The organism is Psychrobacillus insolitus, assembly GCF_003254155.1.
In the GTDB taxonomy this organism is placed as follows: Bacteria; Bacillota; Bacilli; order Bacillales_A; family Planococcaceae; genus Psychrobacillus; species Psychrobacillus insolitus.
Genome location: NZ_QKZI01000001.1, coordinates 203,103 through 222,895 on the forward strand (window position 1 = coordinate 203,103; position 19,793 = coordinate 222,895).

General features: G+C 37.3%; 25 protein-coding genes and 1 other annotated feature. Of the genes, 23 read left to right on the forward strand and 2 right to left on the reverse strand.

Going from position 1 to position 19,793, the window contains the following annotated elements:
• The first annotated feature begins 29 nt into the window (after positions 1 to 29).
• From C7437_RS00935 to pheA, 14 genes are all read left to right on the forward strand, one after another.
• Positions 30 to 1,049, forward strand: a complete 1,020-nt coding sequence (locus C7437_RS00935; RefSeq protein ID WP_111437775.1) for a rod shape-determining protein — start codon at positions 30 to 32, stop codon at positions 1,047 to 1,049.
• A 13-nt stretch (positions 1,050 to 1,062) separates the two neighbouring features.
• Positions 1,063 to 1,965 carry a rod shape-determining protein MreC gene (mreC, locus tag C7437_RS00940; RefSeq protein WP_111437776.1) on the forward strand — a complete coding sequence of 301 codons (903 nt, stop codon included), beginning with the start codon at positions 1,063 to 1,065 and terminating at the stop codon, positions 1,963 to 1,965.
• On the forward strand, positions 1,962 to 2,489 hold the full coding sequence (gene mreD / locus C7437_RS00945) for a rod shape-determining protein MreD (RefSeq protein WP_111437777.1): 528 nt from the start codon (positions 1,962 to 1,964) through the stop codon (positions 2,487 to 2,489). Before mreC ends, mreD begins: the two co-directional genes overlap by 4 nt.
• 35 nt (positions 2,490 to 2,524) lie before the next feature.
• The gene (gene minC / locus C7437_RS00950) at positions 2,525 to 3,196 is read left to right on the forward strand and encodes a septum site-determining protein MinC (RefSeq protein WP_111437778.1); all 672 of its coding nucleotides are present in this window, start codon (positions 2,525 to 2,527) and stop codon (positions 3,194 to 3,196) included.
• A gap of 1 nt (position 3,197) precedes the next feature.
• Positions 3,198 to 4,001, forward strand: a complete 804-nt coding sequence (minD, locus tag C7437_RS00955; RefSeq protein WP_111437779.1) for a septum site-determining protein MinD — start codon at positions 3,198 to 3,200, stop codon at positions 3,999 to 4,001.
• A gap of 86 nt (positions 4,002 to 4,087) precedes the next feature.
• Positions 4,088 to 4,633, forward strand: coding sequence for a hypothetical protein (locus C7437_RS00960; protein WP_111437780.1), 546 nt, complete (start codon positions 4,088 to 4,090; stop codon positions 4,631 to 4,633).
• A 25-nt stretch (positions 4,634 to 4,658) separates the two neighbouring features.
• The gene (locus C7437_RS00965) at positions 4,659 to 5,222 is read left to right on the forward strand and encodes a metalloprotease (RefSeq protein ID WP_245909222.1); all 564 of its coding nucleotides are present in this window, start codon (positions 4,659 to 4,661) and stop codon (positions 5,220 to 5,222) included.
• Between the two features lie 52 nt (positions 5,223 to 5,274).
• Positions 5,275 to 5,354 (forward strand) — a sequence feature (ribosomal protein L21 leader region).
• Between the two features lie 14 nt (positions 5,355 to 5,368).
• Positions 5,369 to 5,677, forward strand: a complete 309-nt coding sequence (gene rplU, locus C7437_RS00970) for a 50S ribosomal protein L21 (protein ID WP_111437782.1) — start codon at positions 5,369 to 5,371, stop codon at positions 5,675 to 5,677.
• A 1-nt stretch (position 5,678) separates the two neighbouring features.
• Positions 5,679 to 6,014: a ribosomal-processing cysteine protease Prp gene (locus tag C7437_RS00975; protein WP_111437783.1), complete on the forward strand. Its 336-nt coding sequence runs from the start codon at positions 5,679 to 5,681 to the stop codon at positions 6,012 to 6,014.
• Between the two features lie 12 nt (positions 6,015 to 6,026).
• Positions 6,027 to 6,317: a 50S ribosomal protein L27 gene (gene rpmA / locus C7437_RS00980; protein ID WP_111437784.1), complete on the forward strand. Its 291-nt coding sequence runs from the start codon at positions 6,027 to 6,029 to the stop codon at positions 6,315 to 6,317.
• Positions 6,318 to 6,432: 115 nt separating this feature from the next.
• Entirely contained in the window at positions 6,433 to 6,957 is a 525-nt protein-coding gene (locus C7437_RS00985; RefSeq protein ID WP_111437785.1) for a Spo0B domain-containing protein, read from the forward strand.
• A 14-nt stretch (positions 6,958 to 6,971) separates the two neighbouring features.
• Positions 6,972 to 8,261, forward strand: a complete 1,290-nt coding sequence (gene obgE, locus C7437_RS00990) for a GTPase ObgE (RefSeq protein WP_111437786.1) — start codon at positions 6,972 to 6,974, stop codon at positions 8,259 to 8,261.
• Between the two features lie 16 nt (positions 8,262 to 8,277).
• On the forward strand, positions 8,278 to 8,733 hold the full coding sequence (locus C7437_RS00995) for an ACT domain-containing protein (RefSeq protein WP_111437787.1): 456 nt from the start codon (positions 8,278 to 8,280) through the stop codon (positions 8,731 to 8,733).
• Positions 8,734 to 8,745: 12 nt separating this feature from the next.
• Positions 8,746 to 9,624 carry a prephenate dehydratase gene (gene pheA, locus C7437_RS01000; protein WP_111437788.1) on the forward strand — a complete coding sequence of 293 codons (879 nt, stop codon included), beginning with the start codon at positions 8,746 to 8,748 and terminating at the stop codon, positions 9,622 to 9,624.
• Between the two features lie 700 nt (positions 9,625 to 10,324).
• Here pheA and C7437_RS01005 read toward each other — a convergent pair.
• Entirely contained in the window at positions 10,325 to 10,855 is a 531-nt protein-coding gene (locus tag C7437_RS01005) for a transcription repressor NadR (RefSeq protein WP_111437789.1), read from the reverse strand.
• Between the two features lie 136 nt (positions 10,856 to 10,991).
• On the opposite strand from C7437_RS01005, the gene C7437_RS01010 reads away from it, so the two are divergent.
• From C7437_RS01010 to C7437_RS01045, 8 genes are all read left to right on the forward strand, one after another.
• Entirely contained in the window at positions 10,992 to 11,957 is a 966-nt protein-coding gene (locus tag C7437_RS01010) for a LysM peptidoglycan-binding domain-containing protein (protein ID WP_111437790.1), read from the forward strand.
• A gap of 3 nt (positions 11,958 to 11,960) precedes the next feature.
• Positions 11,961 to 12,809, forward strand: a complete 849-nt coding sequence (locus C7437_RS01015) for an aminoglycoside phosphotransferase family protein (protein WP_111437791.1) — start codon at positions 11,961 to 11,963, stop codon at positions 12,807 to 12,809.
• Positions 12,810 to 12,902: 93 nt separating this feature from the next.
• Entirely contained in the window at positions 12,903 to 13,526 is a 624-nt protein-coding gene (gene ruvA / locus C7437_RS01020; protein WP_111437792.1) for a Holliday junction branch migration protein RuvA, read from the forward strand.
• A gap of 18 nt (positions 13,527 to 13,544) precedes the next feature.
• Positions 13,545 to 14,558 carry a Holliday junction branch migration DNA helicase RuvB gene (ruvB, locus tag C7437_RS01025; RefSeq protein ID WP_111437793.1) on the forward strand — a complete coding sequence of 338 codons (1,014 nt, stop codon included), beginning with the start codon at positions 13,545 to 13,547 and terminating at the stop codon, positions 14,556 to 14,558.
• A gap of 14 nt (positions 14,559 to 14,572) precedes the next feature.
• Positions 14,573 to 15,613 (forward strand): tRNA preQ1(34) S-adenosylmethionine ribosyltransferase-isomerase QueA, encoded by a 1,041-nt coding sequence (gene queA, locus C7437_RS01030; RefSeq protein ID WP_111437794.1) that lies wholly within the window; start codon positions 14,573 to 14,575, stop codon positions 15,611 to 15,613.
• The gene (gene tgt / locus C7437_RS01035) at positions 15,614 to 16,753 is read left to right on the forward strand and encodes a tRNA guanosine(34) transglycosylase Tgt (protein WP_111437795.1); all 1,140 of its coding nucleotides are present in this window, start codon (positions 15,614 to 15,616) and stop codon (positions 16,751 to 16,753) included.
• Between the two features lie 44 nt (positions 16,754 to 16,797).
• Positions 16,798 to 17,067, forward strand: a complete 270-nt coding sequence (gene yajC / locus C7437_RS01040; protein ID WP_111437796.1) for a preprotein translocase subunit YajC — start codon at positions 16,798 to 16,800, stop codon at positions 17,065 to 17,067.
• Positions 17,068 to 17,139: 72 nt separating this feature from the next.
• Positions 17,140 to 17,778, forward strand: coding sequence for a DUF421 domain-containing protein (locus C7437_RS01045; protein ID WP_111437797.1), 639 nt, complete (start codon positions 17,140 to 17,142; stop codon positions 17,776 to 17,778).
• Here C7437_RS01045 and C7437_RS01050 read toward each other — a convergent pair.
• Positions 17,762 to 19,288 (reverse strand): putative polysaccharide biosynthesis protein, encoded by a 1,527-nt coding sequence (locus tag C7437_RS01050; RefSeq protein WP_111437798.1) that lies wholly within the window; start codon positions 19,286 to 19,288, stop codon positions 17,762 to 17,764. The two genes, C7437_RS01045 and C7437_RS01050, sit on opposite strands and share 17 nt — an antisense overlap.
• Before the next feature lie 92 nt (positions 19,289 to 19,380).
• Here C7437_RS01050 and C7437_RS01055 point away from each other — a divergent pair, with 92 nt between their 5' ends.
• Positions 19,381 to 19,695, forward strand: a complete 315-nt coding sequence (locus C7437_RS01055; protein ID WP_111437799.1) for a post-transcriptional regulator — start codon at positions 19,381 to 19,383, stop codon at positions 19,693 to 19,695.
• Positions 19,696 to 19,793 lie beyond the last annotated feature (98 nt).

Below are 19,793 nucleotides of genomic sequence, written 5' to 3' on the forward strand. Positions count from 1 at the left end.
TTGCGTGAGATAGAAAGGGAGTAAGCATTGTGTTTGGATTTGGATCAAGAGATTTAGGGATTGACTTAGGAACAGCGAATACACTAGTTTTTATCAAAGGAAAAGGCATTGTACTTAGAGAGCCATCCGTTGTTGCAAAAAATGTACAAAATGGCGCTATTGTTGCTGTCGGTAATGATGCGAGAAATATGATTGGTCGTACACCTGGATCTATCGTAGCAATCCGTCCTATGAAAGACGGCGTTATAGCAGATTTCGACACAACTTCAGCTATGATCGAATATTATTTGAAAAATGCGATGAAAGCTTCAGGAATGTCATGGAGTAAACCAAATGTCATGATTTGTGTCCCTTATGGTATTACATCCGTAGAACAACGCGCAGTAATCGATGCAGCGAAACAAGCTGGTGCTCGTGAAGCTGTAACAATTGAAGAGCCTTTCGCGGCAGCAATTGGAGCTAATTTACCTGTTTGGGAACCTACTGGTAGTATGGTAGTTGATATTGGTGGAGGAACAACAGAAGTCGCGGTCATTTCACTTGGTGGTATTGTGACGAGTGAATCTGTCAGAATTGGCGGAGACGCTATGAACCAATCGATTACAAGCTATGTACGTAAAACGTATAACTTAACAATTGGGGAACGTACTGCGGAAGCGATTAAAATAGAAATTGGATCTGCTCGTGTAATTGGCGAAGAAGAGAAAATGGATATTCGTGGACGTGATTTAGTAACGGGTCTTCCGAAAACAATAGAAGTGTCATCGAAAGAAATTGAACTTGCCCTTCGTGAGTCAATTGCAGTCATTATCGATGGAGTGAAGAAAACACTAGAACAAACACCTCCAGAATTATCAGCAGATGTAATGGAACGTGGAATCATGCTTACTGGTGGGGGAGCTTTACTGAAAAACTTGGATAAAGTGATAAGTGATGAAACGAATATTCCTGTATTCATCGCTGAAAATCCATTAGATTGTGTTGCTATTGGTACCGGCAAAGCATTGGACCATATGAAATTGATTCGTAGCCAACAAACTAGAGGATAAGGAGAAGTGAGTCATGCCACAATTTTTTTCCAATAAGCGATTAATTTTGCTGCTTGTAGGTATGATTTTTCTTGTAGCACTTATCAGCTTTTCTTTGCGCGATCGGGACCATGCATCTTTGCCAGAACAACTTATAAAAGATGTGGTCGGCTTTGGACAAGCAGTATTTTCCAAGCCGACCCACTATGTAACTGGCGCTTTCGATAATGTAGAATCTATACTCAATACATATGATGAAAACCAGCGATTAAAAGCAAGATTAGTAGATTATGCTTCCTTACAAGCAGATGTAAATGATTTAGCAATAGAAAACAAAGAATTACGTACTATTTTAGATAAAAAGGAAGATCTTCGGGAATTTGATCCAATTCATGCTACAGTAATCGCTAGAAACCCAGATCAATGGGAAGAAAAGATTATTATTGATAAGGGAGAAATCCATGGAGTTAAGAAAAATATGGCAGTCATGATTTCTGAAGGTTTAGTAGGAAAAGTAATCTTAACGACGCCATACACTTCAACGATCGAGCTCTTATCTACTCAAAATCCTAACTACCGAGTATCTGCTGTCATTGCAGATCAACAAGAAGTTTTTGGATTGATAGAAGGCTATGATGAAAAGCGTAAAGAACTTGTGTTAAAACGAATTGATTCTGATTTTGAAGTGAAGAAGGGTCAAAAAGTTACATCATCTGGACTTGGTGGAATTTTCCCTAAAGGCATTTTAATCGGAGAAGTAACAGAAGTAACGACGGATGATTATGGATTAACCAAACTTGCTTATGTCAAACCAGCAGCAGATTTCTTTATTCTAGATCATGTGATTATTGCCAAACGTTCGATTTCAGCAATTGATGGAACAGACGGTGATAATACAGGGAAAGATCTAACTGAAACTGTGGAGGAAGGCCCATGACTCGTTTTTTGGTTATAATTATTTCGGTTCTATTATTTTATATGGAACCGATTTTTGGACTTTTTTCACCAATTCAACTAGATGGAGAGTTCTATTATTTAGTTCCTCGTTTTTTGATTATGTATCTGCTGTTTTTAGCGATTTATTATGATCGAAAACGGGCGATGTGGTATGGATTATTTTTTGGACTCTTGTATGATGTCTTTTTCATTGATATTATTGGATTATATTCTTTTATCTATCCATTAATGTGTTTGATGGCCAGTTTTATTGCGAAATATGTTCATCAGCATTTGATAGTTACTACTATTCTTACATTACTGTTTGTAGCGGTTGTCGAGCTATTATTGTTTTTATTTTATACATTCATAGGCATTAAGAGTATGACTTACGCTGATTTTATAGAAGTGAGATTAATCCCGACTATGATTGCAAATTCAGTATTTATTTTGATGTTCGGATGGGCTTTTAAATATATTCTTCTAAATCGGTTTAACCAAAAGGCATTAAAGCTTCAAAAATAAGGCTTGGTTAAACAGTAGATCTGAGGTGTCTCGATTTGACGAAAAAGCAATTGATATCGATTAAAGGAACGAAAGAGGGCCTTGTACTTCGCCTTGACGACCAATGTTCCTATGCAGAACTTTTAGAAGAACTGGCCAAAAAGGTTTCTGATGAAGGTTTTGAAGGACAAGCGGAAGTGCTTTTACAATTAGGCTATCGATATTGTAATGATATACAAAAGAAAGAAATTATAAACTGTGTACAACAAACGGAACACTTACGTGTGACAAAAGTGCAAAGTGAAGTAATGACTGTAGAAGAATGCAATAAAAAGTTACTAGAAAATCAGTCTGAAACCTACGTAGGAATTGTTCGATCTGGACAAGTAATTACGGCAGTTGGCGATTTAGTGGTAATAGGAGATGTGAATCCAAATGCTCGAATTGTAGCAGGTGGAAATATTTTCGTTCTTGGGCGTTTAAAAGGAATCGCGCATGCTGGGTCACACGGTAATCGTGAGGCAGTAATCGCTGCTTCTCGGCTAGAGGCAACGCATCTCATCATTGATACAGTAATAGAACTGATGACTGATGAACTAAGTGTATTATCTGAACATCCCGAAATGGAATGCGCATTTTTACATACGAATGGGTCTATTGCTATAGATCGATTGCAGGAACTTCGATTAATACGACCAAATTTATCTACATTTAAAGGAGGAAGCTAATGTGGGAGAAGCTATCGTAATAACTTCTGGTAAAGGTGGGGTCGGTAAAACGACAACAACAGCAAACCTTGGAACTGCCTTGGCTCTTCAAGGGAAGAAAGTTTGTTTAATCGATACCGATATTGGTTTAAGAAATTTAGATGTCGTTCTTGGTCTTGAAAATAGAATTATCTATGATTTAGTAGATGTCATAGAAGGGCGTTGCAAAGTTCATCAAGCGCTTGTGAAAGACAAACGCTTTGAAGATAGACTTTATTTATTGCCGGCTGCACAGACGACGGATAAGAATGCGATTAATCCTGAACAAATGAAGAAATTAGTAACTGAGCTGAAACGTGATTATGATTACGTGATTATTGATTGCCCGGCAGGCATTGAGCAAGGCTATAAAAATGCGATTGCAGGTGCGGATCGAGCGATTGTTGTAACAACTCCAGAAATTTCTGCTGTCCGTGATGCGGATCGCATTATTGGTCTTCTAGAGCAAGAAACGACTATTGCACCGCCTAAGTTAATCATCAACCGTATTCGCCAACATTTAATGACGAATGGAGATGCGTTGGATATTAATGAAATTACAACTCATTTATCCATCGATTTACTTGGAATCATTTCAGATGATGAGAGTGTTATTACCTCTTCGAATAAAGGGGAGCCAGTCGTGATGGATCCAAATAATACAGCATCACTTGGTTATCGTAATATTGCTCGACGTATTTTAGGTGAATCTGTTCCATTAATGTCTATGAATGTGCCTAAAAAAAGTTTCATGTCTAAGTTTAGATCTTTGTTTTCTTCAAAATAAGCACAAGTCGATTCCGAAAGTGGAGTCGGCTTTTCTTATTCATGAATCCTTTTCTTCTTTCATACATTCCTACTAGGGGGAATGAAATGCTTTCGAGAAAGAAATGGTTTATTGCATTTTTACTTGTCTTACTTTTTAGCGGCTTAACAAAATTAGAAAAAAACCACATACTAACCACAACTTATGCTGAAACACTAGTAGCACCTCAACAACCAAATGAAATAGTCAAACGAGTAGTTGCTTTTTTCGGGAAATCAAACGAAACAATTACCGTAAGCGCCCCAGTTGCCACACCACCCTTAATAGAATATAAATCCATACAACCATACGACGGAGGAGCCATGTTATCCATCAATCAATCGCAGGATTTGTATGCTTCTGCAGATGGATTGATCATCTACACAGGATATACAAGACAGACCGGGAAGACACTCACGATTCTCTATGATACTGGCGAAACAGCGACTTTTGGTTTTGTAGAAGAGTTTCATCAACTGCCTTATACAACGATCAGTGCGGGGGATATTTTTGCATCTGCTGAAAGTGAATTGCTCTACATTAAAGTACAAAAAGATGGAGAAGAGTTTGAAATGAGCGAAATTGTTAATTGGCTAACTGTTTCCGATGAATAGGCAAGTGTTTAAAGTACATCCAATTATGATTCCCATCTTTATATTTTTTTATTTGTCTGGAGAATTCGCCTTATACGCGATTGTTTTTGGGTCTCTATTATTTCACGAGGCAGGTCATTTACTTGCGGCGAAACTGGTTGGTGCGAGGGTGCAATCTTGCACAATTTTGCCATATGGTGGGGAAATAAAAATGGAGCAGTTTACAAAGCTTGATACGAACAAACAATTATTTATCTTATTGTCGGGACCTTTTTTTACGTTTATTTTACTTATTATTGGAATGTTGCTAGATTTCCCTCAACATGAAATGTTAGTGGTCATGCAGCAGTTAATATTAGTCGTTAATTTACTTCCTATTTTTCCATTAGACGGGGGACGAGTAATTTATGCACTTGTTCCTGCTAAATATGCAACTTTAATCATCCTGTCACTTCTGAGCAGTTTGGTTATTTTTTTCATTAGTTTAAACTATTTTCCGAAGGCTTTGTCCATCACGATTATCTTTTTCTTTCTAGCTTGTCAAAATTACGCGTATTGGCGATTTCGAAAATATAAATATGCTTTTGAACGGATTATGAAAACCGCTTGACTTTAACGCTGGGTATATGATAATATTCAATAGTTAATGTTTGTAACAGCACCCGTTGTTACAACCGCACTGAAAAGGTCCAAGTATTCGATTACTCGAATCACCTTTTGGATGGCGAGTCTTAAACTTAGAGGAGGTGCAAGTATATGTACGCAATTATTGAAACTGGTGGTAAACAAATCAAAGTTGAACAAGGGCAAGAAATCTACATTGAAAAATTAGATGCTTCTGCTGATGAAGTTGTAACTTTTGATAAAGTTTTATTCGTAGGTGGGAATGATGTTAAAATTGGTGCTCCATTCGTGGAAGGTGCTACAGTTACAGCGAAAGTTGTAAAAAATGGCAAAGCTAAAAAAATCGTCGTTTTCAAATACAAAGCTAAAAAGAACTATCACAAAAAACAAGGTCACAGACAACCATACACAAAAGTAGTAGTAGAGTCTATTAGTTTATAAGATGATTAAAGTGACTATTAAAAAAGATCAATCAGGTCAAATTCATTCTTTTGAAATGAAAGGACATGCTGAATTTGCGGAATATGGGAAAGATTTAGTATGTGCGGCCGCTTCTGCTGTATCCTTTGGGTCAGTAAATGCGATTATCACACTTACCGAAATTACACCTATTATTAAGCAAAAAGGTGATGGAGGCTATTTATATGTCGAAGTGCCTAGCATGATAAATTCGGAAAAGGCTGCTAATATACAGCTGATTCTAGAGTCTATGATTGTTTCTTTACAAACAATTGAACAAGATTATAGTAAATATATAAAAATAACCTTCAAAAAGTAGGGGGTGTAACATATGTTAAAATTAAATCTTCAGTTTTTCGCATCTAAAAAGGGTGTTGGTTCGACTCGTAACGGTCGTGACTCTCAGTCTAAACGTTTAGGCGCTAAACGTGCTGACGGACAATTCGTATCAGGAGGATCAATTTTATACCGTCAACGCGGTACTAAAATTCATCCTGGTGAAAACGTAGGACGTGGTGGGGATGACACACTTTTTGCGAAAGTTGACGGTGTAGTGCGCTTTGAGCGTTTCGGCCGCGATAGAAAAAAAGTAAGTGTATATCCTGTAGCTCAAGAAGCTTAATGAATAATCAAAAGGACTGCATTTATGCAGTCTTTTTGTTTTTCTTGGAAGCTTTATAAAACTTTTCCTGTTATACTTGAGTAGAATAGCAAACTACGGAGAGTGTATACTAATTATGGAGCATAATGAGATATCGGTAAATGAAATATTACGTCATTTAATGCATGATTATTTAAATCAAATGCATTTAATTCAAATGAACATAGATATGGGTAGAACTGATGAAGCGAAGCAACTGGTTCGTAAGTATTCTCAAAAGTGTAGCCAATTTTTCGACATCAATAATGTTGGCCTATGTGAAACAAATGAGTGGTTACAAACCGCTTCATGGATTTACAAAAATTTAACAATAGAAGTGAATGCAACTCTTTTAAATAGAGGAGCAGAAAAATACGATAGTCCTTTAAAAGATTATTTGGAACGATTTGTTGAAGCTATTTATCCACTACTTAGAGGCTATCAAGAACAAGTACTTCGAGTTCATCTCAATTCCAATGACATATTGGAAATTCAAGTAGAATTAAATGGAGAATGGTCTTCGTATACTTGGATTGATGAATCTTTTAAAGGATTATTGCGTGTCGAAAAAGAAAAAAACACAGAATCCCAGATTAAATTTAAACTATTTGCAAGTGAATGATTGGAGTGAAATAAATGTTTGTTGATCACGTGAAAGTGTTAGTAAAAGGTGGAGACGGCGGAGATGGAATGGTTGGATTCCGTCGTGAAAAATATGTTCCTTTAGGTGGTCCTGCTGGTGGGGACGGAGGAAATGGTGGAGACGTTATCTTCATAGTAGATGAAGGTCTTCGTACGTTAATGGATTTCCGTTACAAACGTAATTTTAAAGCCACTCGTGGAGTTCATGGTGGAAGTAAGAATATGCATGGTGCAGCTGCGGATGATTTATATGTAAAAGTTCCACCAGGTACAATTGTAACGATTGAAGGAACTGGTGAAGTAATTGCCGACTTAGTTGAGCAAGGACAAACTGCTATTATCGCTAGAGGTGGCCGTGGAGGTCGAGGGAATTCTCGATTTGCAACTCCTGCAAACCCAGCGCCAGAGCTTTCTGAAAAAGGGGAACCAGGTAAAGAGTTAGAAGTTGCCCTAGAGCTTAAAGTGTTAGCAGATGTTGGTTTAGTAGGTTTCCCAAGTGTGGGTAAATCGACATTATTATCTGTTGTATCTGCTGCTAAACCAAAAATCGCGCCGTATCATTTTACAACAATTGTTCCTAATCTAGGTATGGTAGAAACCGAAGACCATCGCAGTTTTGCAATGGCAGATCTACCAGGTTTAATTGAAGGAGCACATGAAGGGATAGGCCTTGGTCACCAATTCTTGCGTCATATTGAACGTACACGTGTTATTGTGCATGTCATCGATATGTCAGGACTTGAAGGACGCGATCCATATGAAGATTACTTAACGATTAATGATGAGTTAAAACAATATAATCTTCGCTTAACAGAAAGACCACAACTTATTGTTGCGAACAAAATGGACATGCCTGAATCAGAAGAAAACTTAAAAGCCTTCCAAGAAAAAGTAGGATCGGAAGTTAAAATCTTCCCAATTTCTGCAATTTCCCGTAAAGGTCTTCAAGAATTACTTTTCGCAATCGCTGATATGTTAGAAGTAGCTCCTGAATTCCCATTAGAAGACTTGCAAGAAGAAGAAACAGAAACGTCTGTTATGTACAAATATCAATCGCAAAAAGATGATATCGTTATATCGAGAGATGACGATGGATCATATGTATTATCTGGTGGAACATTAGAGCGAGTATTTAAAATGACAGATTTCAGTCGTGAAGACTCTATCCGCAGATTCTCTAGACAGCTTCGTGGTATGGGTGTTGATGAAGAGCTTCGCAAACGTGGTGCTCAAAATGGGGATACTGTAAGACTATTAGAATTTGAGTTTGAATTTATCGAGTAAGGGATGAGGAAGCCGTATGAAAGATGTTACACATCAACGTTTTTATCTAGTAAGAGAAGATGTTTTGACCGAAGCCATGCAAAAAACTTTGGATGCGAAACAGCTTCTCCAATCTGGAAAAGTAAGTTCGATTTGGGATGCAGTTAAAGAAGTGGATCTTTCTCGAAGTGCTTTTTATAAATATCGTGATGCGGTTTTTCCTTTCCATTCGATTGTACAGGAAAGAATTTTAACGGTATTTATACAGTTAGAGGACAGAGAAGGCACACTAGCGAATCTTTTACATCTAGTTGCCGACTCAACCTGTAATATTTTAACCATTCACCAAACGATTCCAATTCAAGGTCGTGCCAGTGTAACTTTATCTCTAGATGTTACTTCCATGACGAAAGAATTGGATGAGTTTTTGAATGAAATGAAGCGATTAGACTTTGTTGAATCTGCTGAAGTCATTAGTTCTGGTGCATTATAAGGAGGATTTTACATGTCAACTCAAACAGTAGCTTATCTAGGACCAGAAGCTTCCTTTACGCATTTGGCTTCCAAAGAGTTATTTGAACATGAAACGCTTGTACCAATTCGGACAATTCCCGAGTGTATTGAGGCTGTTGTAAGTGGAAAAGTAGATATCGCAGTTGTACCTATTGAAAATGCTTTAGAAGGTACAGTACCGTTAACGATTGATTATTTATTCCATGAAGCAGACTTATATGTCATCGCGGAAATACAAGCTCCAATTGAGCAGCATTTAATGGTTCATCCATTGCATAAAAAGCATTGGGAAGAAATAACAACTATCTATTCTCATCCGCATGCTTTAGCGCAATGCCATAAGTATTTGTATTATCGATTTGGTCAAGTGCCATTAGATCAATCTACTTCTACAGCAGCAGCCGCTAAATTCGTGTCTGAAAATGAACAGCTGTGTATCGGTGCAATTGGTAACGCTTCAGCTGCAAAGGAATACGGGCTAGAAATTGTGGAACATAATATTCACGATTTCCATTTTAATCATACCCGATTTTTCGTCGTATCTAGAGATAATCATTGCATTCAAAAACCTATGCATACGGGTCAAGTGAAGACGACGGTCATGGTTACATTGCCAAAAGATGATCGTTCTGGAGCTCTACATCAAGTGTTATCTGTTTTTACATGGAGACAGCTCAATTTAAGTAAAATTGAATCGCGTCCTTTAAAAACAGGATTAGGCAATTACTTTTTTATCATCGAAGTGCTAGAAGATGAAAAAGTGCCGATGATGAGAGGCGCAATGGAAGAGTTGCAAGCATTGGGTTGTGAAGTAAAATCACTCGGTTCTTATTATACATACGAAACGAAAAAAGAAGTCGCTACGTTTTAAATAAATGAAAGAAAAGGGATTATCCGACATTGGATAATCCCTTTTCTATAGTATAAGAATTTCATCTGCTTTGAACACACTAGGTACGATTATTTTTGTATCGCTTTGGACAGTTTTTTTAGCTTACAGAATTACTTAAAAGAAAAACAATAGCTTAAGAAAGCGACTTCGTCACTTTCTTAAGCTATTTCTCTTTTTTGTAATTGTGTAGCTTACGACTGTCCGCCACTCTCCAAAAATTATCGGAATCATCGTGTGAAAGCTTTGGTTAAGAAGAGAGGAGACGCATGCCTATTTAAAGAGGAAGCCGAAGATGATATTTCAGCTTTCATGTCCTCCTTTACTTGGAGGAATGCTACTTCCATTTATTTAGAGACACTAATAGACAGAGTCTTTTTTTCTTCTAGTAATTTATGTAGTTTTTCAAATCTTATTTCCTCTACTCACTTAGCTGACTTTCGTTCCGAGCGGCGACTCCAGTGGGATTAGCGTGACAGGTGAGACCCCACAGGAGCGAAGCGACGAGGAGGCTCACCGCACGCCCCACGGAAAGCGTCCGCTCGGAACGAAATCAGCGTGCATCAGGATTTATTTTATTTTGCCAAAGTCATAATTGTACTATCTTATCTTAAAATCACTTCGTACAGTTTTATTAGCTTGCACAATTACATAAAAATAAAAAACGCATATAGAAAAATAATTAGTCTTCAACCAAATAGCCTTTTCGACGAATAGCTTCAATCCCACGATCCAACACTTCTTCCGTTGGAGCAGACAATAAATGTAAATGAATCCCTGACGTAAGCTCCAATAAAAAAGCAGACCCGGTATCCCGCACTTTCTTGATAAATAACTCTACATCATGTCGATTCGAAACCATAATCGGAGAAGTAATCTCCCCGTAAACTGGATGTTCGATCGTCACACTCTCTACCGTTACTCCTGCATCGACAAGCGTTTGTAATTCATCTTCCGAATCAACCGATTGATGATTGCAAACAACCCTCTTTTGTACAATGGAAGATGTTTCTTTCTGCGACATCAGGATATAACCTTGGCTCGTTGCTACGATCGGAGCATTTGTTGCCTTTAGTAGCGTTATGTCATTTACAATCACTTGCCGACTGACACTTACAAGTTTTGATAGTTCATTACCAGTTACAGGCTTATTTTGTTTTTCCAAATAGGAGAAAATCCATTGTCTGCGCTCTAGACCTTTTAATTTTTTCATTGTAATACCTCCAAACATTGCATATCTACCTAGCCTCTTTACATAAGTTTAACATGAAGGATTGAATTATGTTTCAAAAACATGTGACCATTTGAAATAGAACTACATATTTTAACAAGAAGGAAGGAGGAATACTGTGCGCATTCATATTGTTCAAAGAGGTGACACACTTTGGAAAATTTCAAGAAACTACGGTGTCTCTTTTGACGAGTTAAAAAGATTAAATGCACATCTTGCAAATCCAGAATACATTGTACCTGGGATGAAAATTTTTATTCCGGATGATAAAAAAATGGAGTCCATGAATCATCCGTATAGCGATAACCACCGCCCGGTTAAAAAAGAAATGATGAAGGAGGAGGTTAAAGTTCAACCAAGCATGCAAAAGCAACAGTATCATCCGGCACCGCCAGTAAAACAATATCAACCAATGGCGCCAATGCAACCTGTGAAATCAATGCCTCCAATGCAACCAATGCAACCTGTGAAATCGATGCCGCAAATGCCGCAAATGCCGCAAATGCCACAAATGCCACAAATGCCACAAATGCCACCAGTGCAACAATATCAACCAATGCCAGCCCAACCAGTTCAACCAACTATTGTTCAATCGGCTCCACAAATACATCACTACTCCATGCCATATCACATGATGCCAGTTCCAGATATAGATATGACGCCATCACCAACCGGTTGGAAGTTAATCGAATCTACTTCTATTCATATAAATATTCATAATGATTTTGATAATACGGAAGAAACAGTAGTATCGCCAATTCAAGCAACCCAAACCCAATCGATGCCACCTGTTCAACCAATGCAACCTGTTCAACCAATGCCACTACTTGAAGATGAAAGTCCATTGTTCATAGAAGAGTCTCTTGAAGGAATGCAAATGATGGAAGAACAGCAATATCAACCAATGCAAATGGCACCATGTATGCACCCGCTCTGCTATCCTGAAATGATGCACCCACATATGCAAATGCACCCACAATTCCATCATCAAATGCATCCACAACACCATGGAAACTGCCCATGCATTCCAATTTATTGTGTACCAGCATTTCCACACCAACAAAATATGTATCAATCCTATTAACAAGTGCCAAACTCGGTTAAACAAATAAAGAAGAATGTATGGAAATGGGAAAATGAAAATGGAATTTTTTCTGTCAAAAAATATGAAACGGTTGAGCAAGCGAAGAAAATTAGGATAATTCATGAACAATTAGCAAATGCACATATCCATTTTGTATTGCCGATTATTGAATCGTCGCAACCTGACTTTGTCATCCAACCTTGGTTCAAAGGAACGCACGCTGTAGATTATCATAATAAGCTAGATCGTAAAGAAACGTATTTACTCTTAAATTATTTGCACGATACAATGCACGATATTGATTGGCAACAACAGAAGATTTTAAAGCCATTTAACTTGGAAAACAAATGGCAAAACCGTTTATTTAAAATGAATGAAATCTCGTATTTCATTGAGCATTATTTGGGTATAACAAAGACGAAAAAGCTTTTGCAATACGGAGAAATCGCATTGAAAAATATGAGTCGAATAAATGACCACAAATCTACGTTGCTACATGGGGATGTGGTGCATCATAATTTTTTGTCCAATGAATTTAGTTATAAAATGATTGATTTTGATTTGGCAGTACTCGGGCCTAAGGAAGTGGAAGATATCTTGTGGATAGACCGTGTACTTCCTTCCATCAACTATGACCTATTCTTACTGATTCAGGAATTTCCTGATTTAGAAAAAGTAGTTCGAAATCATAAAGAAGCTTTTATCTATCCAAATGAGTTATACAGAGAATGGTTATATGCATATTCTTTGCCCATCGAACGAAAACAGAAGTTTATCGATAAACTTGTTCCATATACGAACAAAGCATTAACTAATTGGCCTAATTTATGTTATAATTTAAGTCATCTATGAAAGCATGAAGATGAAGTGGGTCGCTCAGATGAAGAGCGGCCTTCTTTGTTTGTTATGGTATACTTATAGCATTGATTGTGAGGGATTTAGAGTATGTACGATTACATAAAGGGTCAGGTTACACGGGTAACTCCAGAGTTTGTTGTTGTGGAACAACAGGGGATTGGATACAGACTATTTACACCAAATCCATTTGCTTTTCGCAAAAGTGAAGAAGTCGTTCAAGTGTATACACATTTAAATGTGCGAGAAGACACGCATCAGTTAATGGGGTTTCTAACATTACCAGCGCGTGAATTGTTTCGAAAACTTATACTCGTTTCTGGTATCGGTCCAAAAGGGGCACTTGCGATATTAGCGGGCGGGGAACCAACGCATGTTATTCAAGCGATTGAACGAGAAGATGAATCATTTTTGATGAAATTTCCAGGTGTTGGGAAGAAGACTGCTCGACAAATGATTCTCGACTTAAAAGGGAAATTAAATGATTTGATCGACATAGAACTAATGGAATTTGATAATGATGATGAATCATCATTATTTGATCATACTCAAGCAAATCATGAGTTAGAAGAAGCGATGCTTGCATTAATGGCACTTGGCTATTCAGAGCGTGAATTAGCGAAAGTTCGTCCTCAGTTAAAAGTAGAGACAGCACTTCAAACGACGGATGAATTCATGAAGCGCGGGTTACAATTATTATTTTCCGGGAAATAATGAAAGGAGGTTCTAGCTATGACAGAACGTGTTATTTCGAGTGAAGCTTCTAACTTTGATGAGCCATTTGAGCAATCACTTCGTCCCCAATTATTATCTCAATATATTGGACAAGATAAGATTAAACATAAATTAGCTATTTTCATCGAAGCTGCAAAAATGAGAAATGAAAGTTTAGATCATTGTCTATTGTATGGACCTCCAGGACTTGGTAAAACAACGCTGGCTGCTGTTATTGCGAATGAAATGGACGTCCAAATTCGTATGACAAGTGGTCCTGCAATTGAACGTCCTGGTGACTTAGCGGCCATTGTTAGTTCACTCGAACCAGGAGATGTTTTATTCATCGATGAAATTCACCGGTTAAATCGGTCGATTGAAGAAGTATTATATCCTGCAATGGAAGATTTTTGTTTAGATATTGTCGTTGGAAAAGGTCCAACTGCTCGCAGCGTTCGCCTAGATTTACCACCGTTTACATTGATAGGTGCGACAACTAGAGCTGGTGCACTTTCTGCTCCCCTACGCGACCGTTTTGGTGTATTATTAAGACTGGATTTTTATGATGAAGCAGCACTTACGTCTATTGTCGTAAGAAGTGCGGAATTGTTTAATGCATCCATTGATCATGAATCTGCTGGAGAAATTGCGAGACGCTCAAGAGGGACGCCGCGTATTGCAAACCGTTTACTAAAACGAGTGAGGGATTTCGCACAAGTTAGAGGTAATGGCCATATATCCATAGACATTGCGAGAGATGCATTAGAGCTATTACAGGTTGACCCTATAGGACTTGACCATATTGATCACCAATTACTATTGTCGATGATTGAACGCTTCCGTGGAGGTCCTGTTGGGCTGGATACGATTGCTGCAAGTATTGGGGAAGAATCGACAACGATTGAAGATGTGTACGAACCGTATTTATTACAAATTGGATTTATCCAACGATCACCAAGAGGTAGAATTGTGAGCTCGCTTGCTTATGAGCATTTAGGCATACCGTTACCGATTGAAAGAGACAACTTATAAAGGATGTAAGAGATATGAGAGTAGAAGATTTTGATTTTGATTTACCATTAGAACTAATTGCACAAACGCCATTACTCGATCGGACAAGCAGTCGATTATTAATAGCGGATTATCCAAAGAATACGTATAAACATGAATCATTTTCATCCATACTAGAAGAGTTACAAGCAGGCGATTGCCTCGTGTTAAATGACACGAAAGTTATGCCAGCGCGTTTAATGGGTGTGAAAGAAGAAACAGGGGCACATATAGAAGTACTATTATTGACGCAAATTGAAGGGGATCACTGGGAAACATTGGTGAAACCATCGAAACGTGTGAAAATAGGAACAGAAATTACGTTTGGTGAAGGCTTATTGAAAGCTGTTTGTACAGAGATAAAAGACCATGGTGGAAGAATATTCCGTTTTGTGTACTCGGGAGTATTTTTTGAAGTACTAGACCAATTAGGTGAAATGCCACTCCCGCCTTATATCCACGAAAAACTTCAAGACAAAAATCGCTATCAGACAGTGTATGCGAAAGAACAAGGCTCCGCTGCAGCTCCAACGGCAGGTCTTCACTTCACAGATGCACTATTAGATGACATTCGGGCAAAAGGTATCAAAATAGCTTTTGTGACACTTCATGTTGGACTTGGAACGTTCCGTCCAGTGAGTGTTGATTCTATTGACGATCACGAGATGCATGCAGAGTTTTACCGTATTTCACAAGAGACAGCAGATACGATAAATGAGGTAAAGGCAGCTGGTGGAAAAATTGTTGCAGTAGGAACGACTTCTACTAGAACACTGGAATCAGTAGCTACTAAATTTGATGGCAAGTTACAAGAAGACAGTGGTTGGACGTCGATTTTCATCTATCCAGGATACGATTTTCTATGTATCGACGGGATGATTACGAACTTCCACTTACCAAAATCGACGCTTGTCATGCTAGTGAGTGCACTGACATCAAGAGATTTTATCTTATCAGCCTATAATGAAGCAATTGAACAGCGTTACCGATTCTTTAGTTTTGGTGATGCAATGTTTATAAAAGGAAGGAATTATTAAATGACTGCTATAAAATATGAATTAATCAAAAAAGATAAGCAAACAGGTGCCCGTTTAGGAGTTGTTCACACGCCGCATGGTTCGTTTGATACGCCAGCTTTCATGCCGGTAGGAACACAAGCAACAGTTAAAACAATGGCTCCAGAAGAAGTAAAAGAAATGGGTGCAGGAATTATTTTGAGTAATACCTACCATTTATGGCTTCGTCCAGGGAATGATATTATCCGCGAAGCTGGTGGCCTTCATAAATTTATGAACTGGGATCGTGCTATTTTAACGGATTCTGGTGGTTTCCAAGTATTTAGTTTGAGTGATATGCGTAAAATTGAAGAGGAAGGTGTTCATTTTCGCAATCATTTAAACGGAGATAAATTATTTTTGAGTCCAGAAAAATCGATGCAAATTCAAAATGATTTAGGTTCTGATATTATGATGGCTTTTGATGAATGTCCTCCTTTCCCTGCAACATATGAATACATGAAAGCTTCTGTAGAACGTACATCTCGCTGGGCAGAGCGTTGTTTAACTGCACATACAAATACAGATAAGCAAGGTCTATTTGGTATTATTCAAGGTGGAGAATTTGAAGAATTACGTAAACAATCTGCAAAAGATTTAATTTCACTTGATTTCCCAGGGTATGCAATTGGCGGACTTTCTGTAGGGGAACCAAAAGATGTGATGAATCGCGTACTTGAATTCACAGCGCCACTTATGCCAGATAACAAACCACGTTACTTAATGGGAGTAGGTTCTCCGGACTCACTAATTGATGGCGCGATTCGCGGGATCGATATGTTCGACTGTGTACTTCCTACTCGTATTGCTCGTAACGGTACATTCTTTACGTCAAAAGGCCGTTTAGTTATTAAAGGAGCAGCTAATGCTCGTGACTTTGGTCCAATTGATGATAAGTGTGATTGTTATACGTGTAAAAATTATTCTCGTGCTTATATTCGTCATTTATTTAAAGCTGAGGAGACTTTTGGTATGCGTTTAGCGTCTTATCATAATTTACATTTCTTGATGAAGCTAATGGAGAAAATTCGTCAAGCTATTCGTGAAGATCGTTTACTTGATTTTAAAGAAGAATTTTTTGAAGAATACGGGTACAATAAACCAAATGCAAAAAACTTCTGATTCTTGTATACTAGTAAAAGAGATAAAGGAGGGGAAATATATATATGGATACATTGATAGGCATAGCACCAATATTAGCGATGTTTGCAGTGATGTGGTTTTTCATCATTCGCCCAGCACAAAAACGTCAAAAGAACACAGCAAATATGCAAACTAGTCTAAAACGTGGAGACCAAATCATTACGGTTGGTGGGTTACACGGGAAGATAGATGCGGTAGATGACCAAACAATTTTTATAGTTGTTGCTGATGGTACTCGTTTACAATTTGAACGCGTAGCAATTGGACGAGTTGTTACAGACGCTAAAATATAATAAAAAGAACTTACTCTCAAAATTTATGAGTAAGTTCTTTTTTTATGGGAACAGTAATTATGAGGTGATAAGATGAGTGATTTACTGATTATCATACTGCGCACAATTACATTGTACTGGCTCATTTTAGGGATTTTACGGTTAATGGGAAAACGAGAAGTGGGAGAACTAAGTATATTTGACTTGGTTGTCTTTTTACTAATCGCAGAAGTTGCTGCTTTTGCATTAGATGATCCAAAAAGTAACTTTATACATGCGATTGTACCAATGATCATTTTATTAATCATTCAAATTTGCGTTTCTTATTTTTCGTTAAAGAGCAAAAAATTTCGAGATTTGATGGAAGGAAAGCCATCTATCATTATGAAAGATGGCATTATCGTTGAAAAAGAAATGAGAAAACAACGGTACAACCTGGATGATCTACTACAACAACTTAGAGAACAACAAATTGGTTCTATTCAGACCGTTTCTTACGCATTTTTGGAGCCATCTGGTAACTTATCTGTTTTTAAAAAAGAAGAAGAACAATACGTATTTCCATTAATAATTGACGGTGATATCCAAGAAGGTCATTTAGAAAGAATCGGAAAGAATGTTAAATGGTTAAAAGAAGAGCTAGAAAAACTATCAATTGTTGATGAGAAAAAAATTTTTTATTGTAGCTATGAAAATGAGGAACTCTATATTCAACTTAAAACTTCTTTTTAGTGGTTTTTATTATTTGGAAAATAACGGATATTTCTTTTCTTTTTATTTGTCTAAAGAGAACTAATCCGGTAGTTAAAAAGAGCATTGTCAATAGACAATCGATGATTAAAGGGTAATCACCAATAGAGATGAATAATGGTCTTCCGATAATGGTTAGTAAGAAAATAGCATAGGGCATGACGAAAAACGAGAAGCCAATCTGTGCTTCTTTTTTTTGCCTTAAGGAGGCAATATGTAAAAAAGAAGTGATTAACACACCAAAACCAATCGCAACAATTGCTCCTTTTTCTTGAATAGAAACTTGAGATGCGAGGAAAAAGAGTAATAATAATTTTCCAACCCCACCGTAAAGGGAATTAAAAAATGCTGCTTTTGAATTGTTTAAAGCTTGTAAAATAGAGAATAATGGACTTTGAATATAATAAAAGAAAAAGATAGGCGAAAGAATTTTCATGTAAATGGTTACATTTTCAACGTGAAATAAGGTGCTAGCGAGTTCTCCACCATGTAGATAAAAAAGTGTAGCAGCATAACAACCTGTAAGCGTAGAAAATTTTAAAGATAAATGTATTCGTTCTTTTAAAAGGTTTAGATTTTTTCTAGCATAAGCATCACTGACAGCAGGTATGAGCACAATAGACAATGCGTAAGGGATAAAAGAAGGGAACAACAAAAGTGGAATCAGTACTCCAGAAATAGTTCCATACAGTGTGGTGGCGGCGATGCTCGTAATTCCAGTAACTGCAAGTGCTTTGATGAAAATAATTGGCTCCAAAAACCATGTGAAAGATCCGAAGAGTCTACTTCCAGATGATGGAATTGCAATTGAAAAGAGTGGGTTTAACGGATAAATACTAGTACTTTTTGGTTGGTTTTGTTTTGCTTTCCATTTTACATATTTCCATCGCAAATAGAGTACAGCAGCTACTTCAGCGATTAAAGACATGAGCATGGCGTATGCAGCAGCTTCTCTAGGTGTAGTAGAAGTTAGTAGTATTGGCAACAAGAAGCTGATGAGTAAAATACGAATAATTTGTTCCATCAACTGAGAGACAGCGGTTTCCTCGATGCGAGCAATTCCTTGGAAAAAACCTTTCAGCAGTCCACCAGCAGCCGCAATTGGAGCAATCGCAATAGATACGTAAAGCGTCATAGTAATGGCATCATTTTTCAATAAATTTTCTGATATAAATGGTGTTACAAAAATAAATAAAGGTGTGAAAATTAAGATGGCAATAACGGTGACAATAACCGAGGTACGCATAACTGAAAAATAATCGGATACAGCATTTCTCGTGCGTAATTCAGCAATAATCTTAGACATGGCAGTAGGAATCCCGAGCTGAATAATGGAAAGGAAAAAGATAAATGCTGGGTAAGCAGTCATATAAATCCCAACTGCCTCTTCACCCGTTAACCGAACAAACTGCATACGATAAATAAAACCTAAAAACTTGGACAAAAAAATTGCAATCATTAATAAAATGGAACCTCTCAAAAAAGTCGACATAGTAGCACTTCCTTCTCAAATACAGGAACTTCGTATACAATAACAATATGCGAAATACTTGGTACATTATTCTTTAAAAGAGGTGAGTCATTGTGGAAATTCGTTATAAAGAAATGTATACACATGTACTACCTGCAATTGAAAGTAAAAAAAGTGAATTTGAAGTGTATAATTACCAAACAGTTACCGAGGAAGATATTTGGAACTATTGTGTAACGAAAAAATGGAGAAAAGAAGATATTGCTATGCTGCCACTTCATAAAGTTATTAACGATGTGCTGAGCATTTCTTCGGCAGAGTTTATGACTTTTGAGCAAATTGAAAAGTATAAATCCTCTAATTGGTTTAAAGATATCAATAAAGAGGAATTACAATTATTGTTAAATCCAAAAAACACACCAGAATAATATATCCTCATTTGACAGTAAGCGCATCGTGTTTCATAATAAACATGTTCCGTTTTTTACGTGAAGCACTTTTTGCTTTTTTTAGGAGGAAATATACA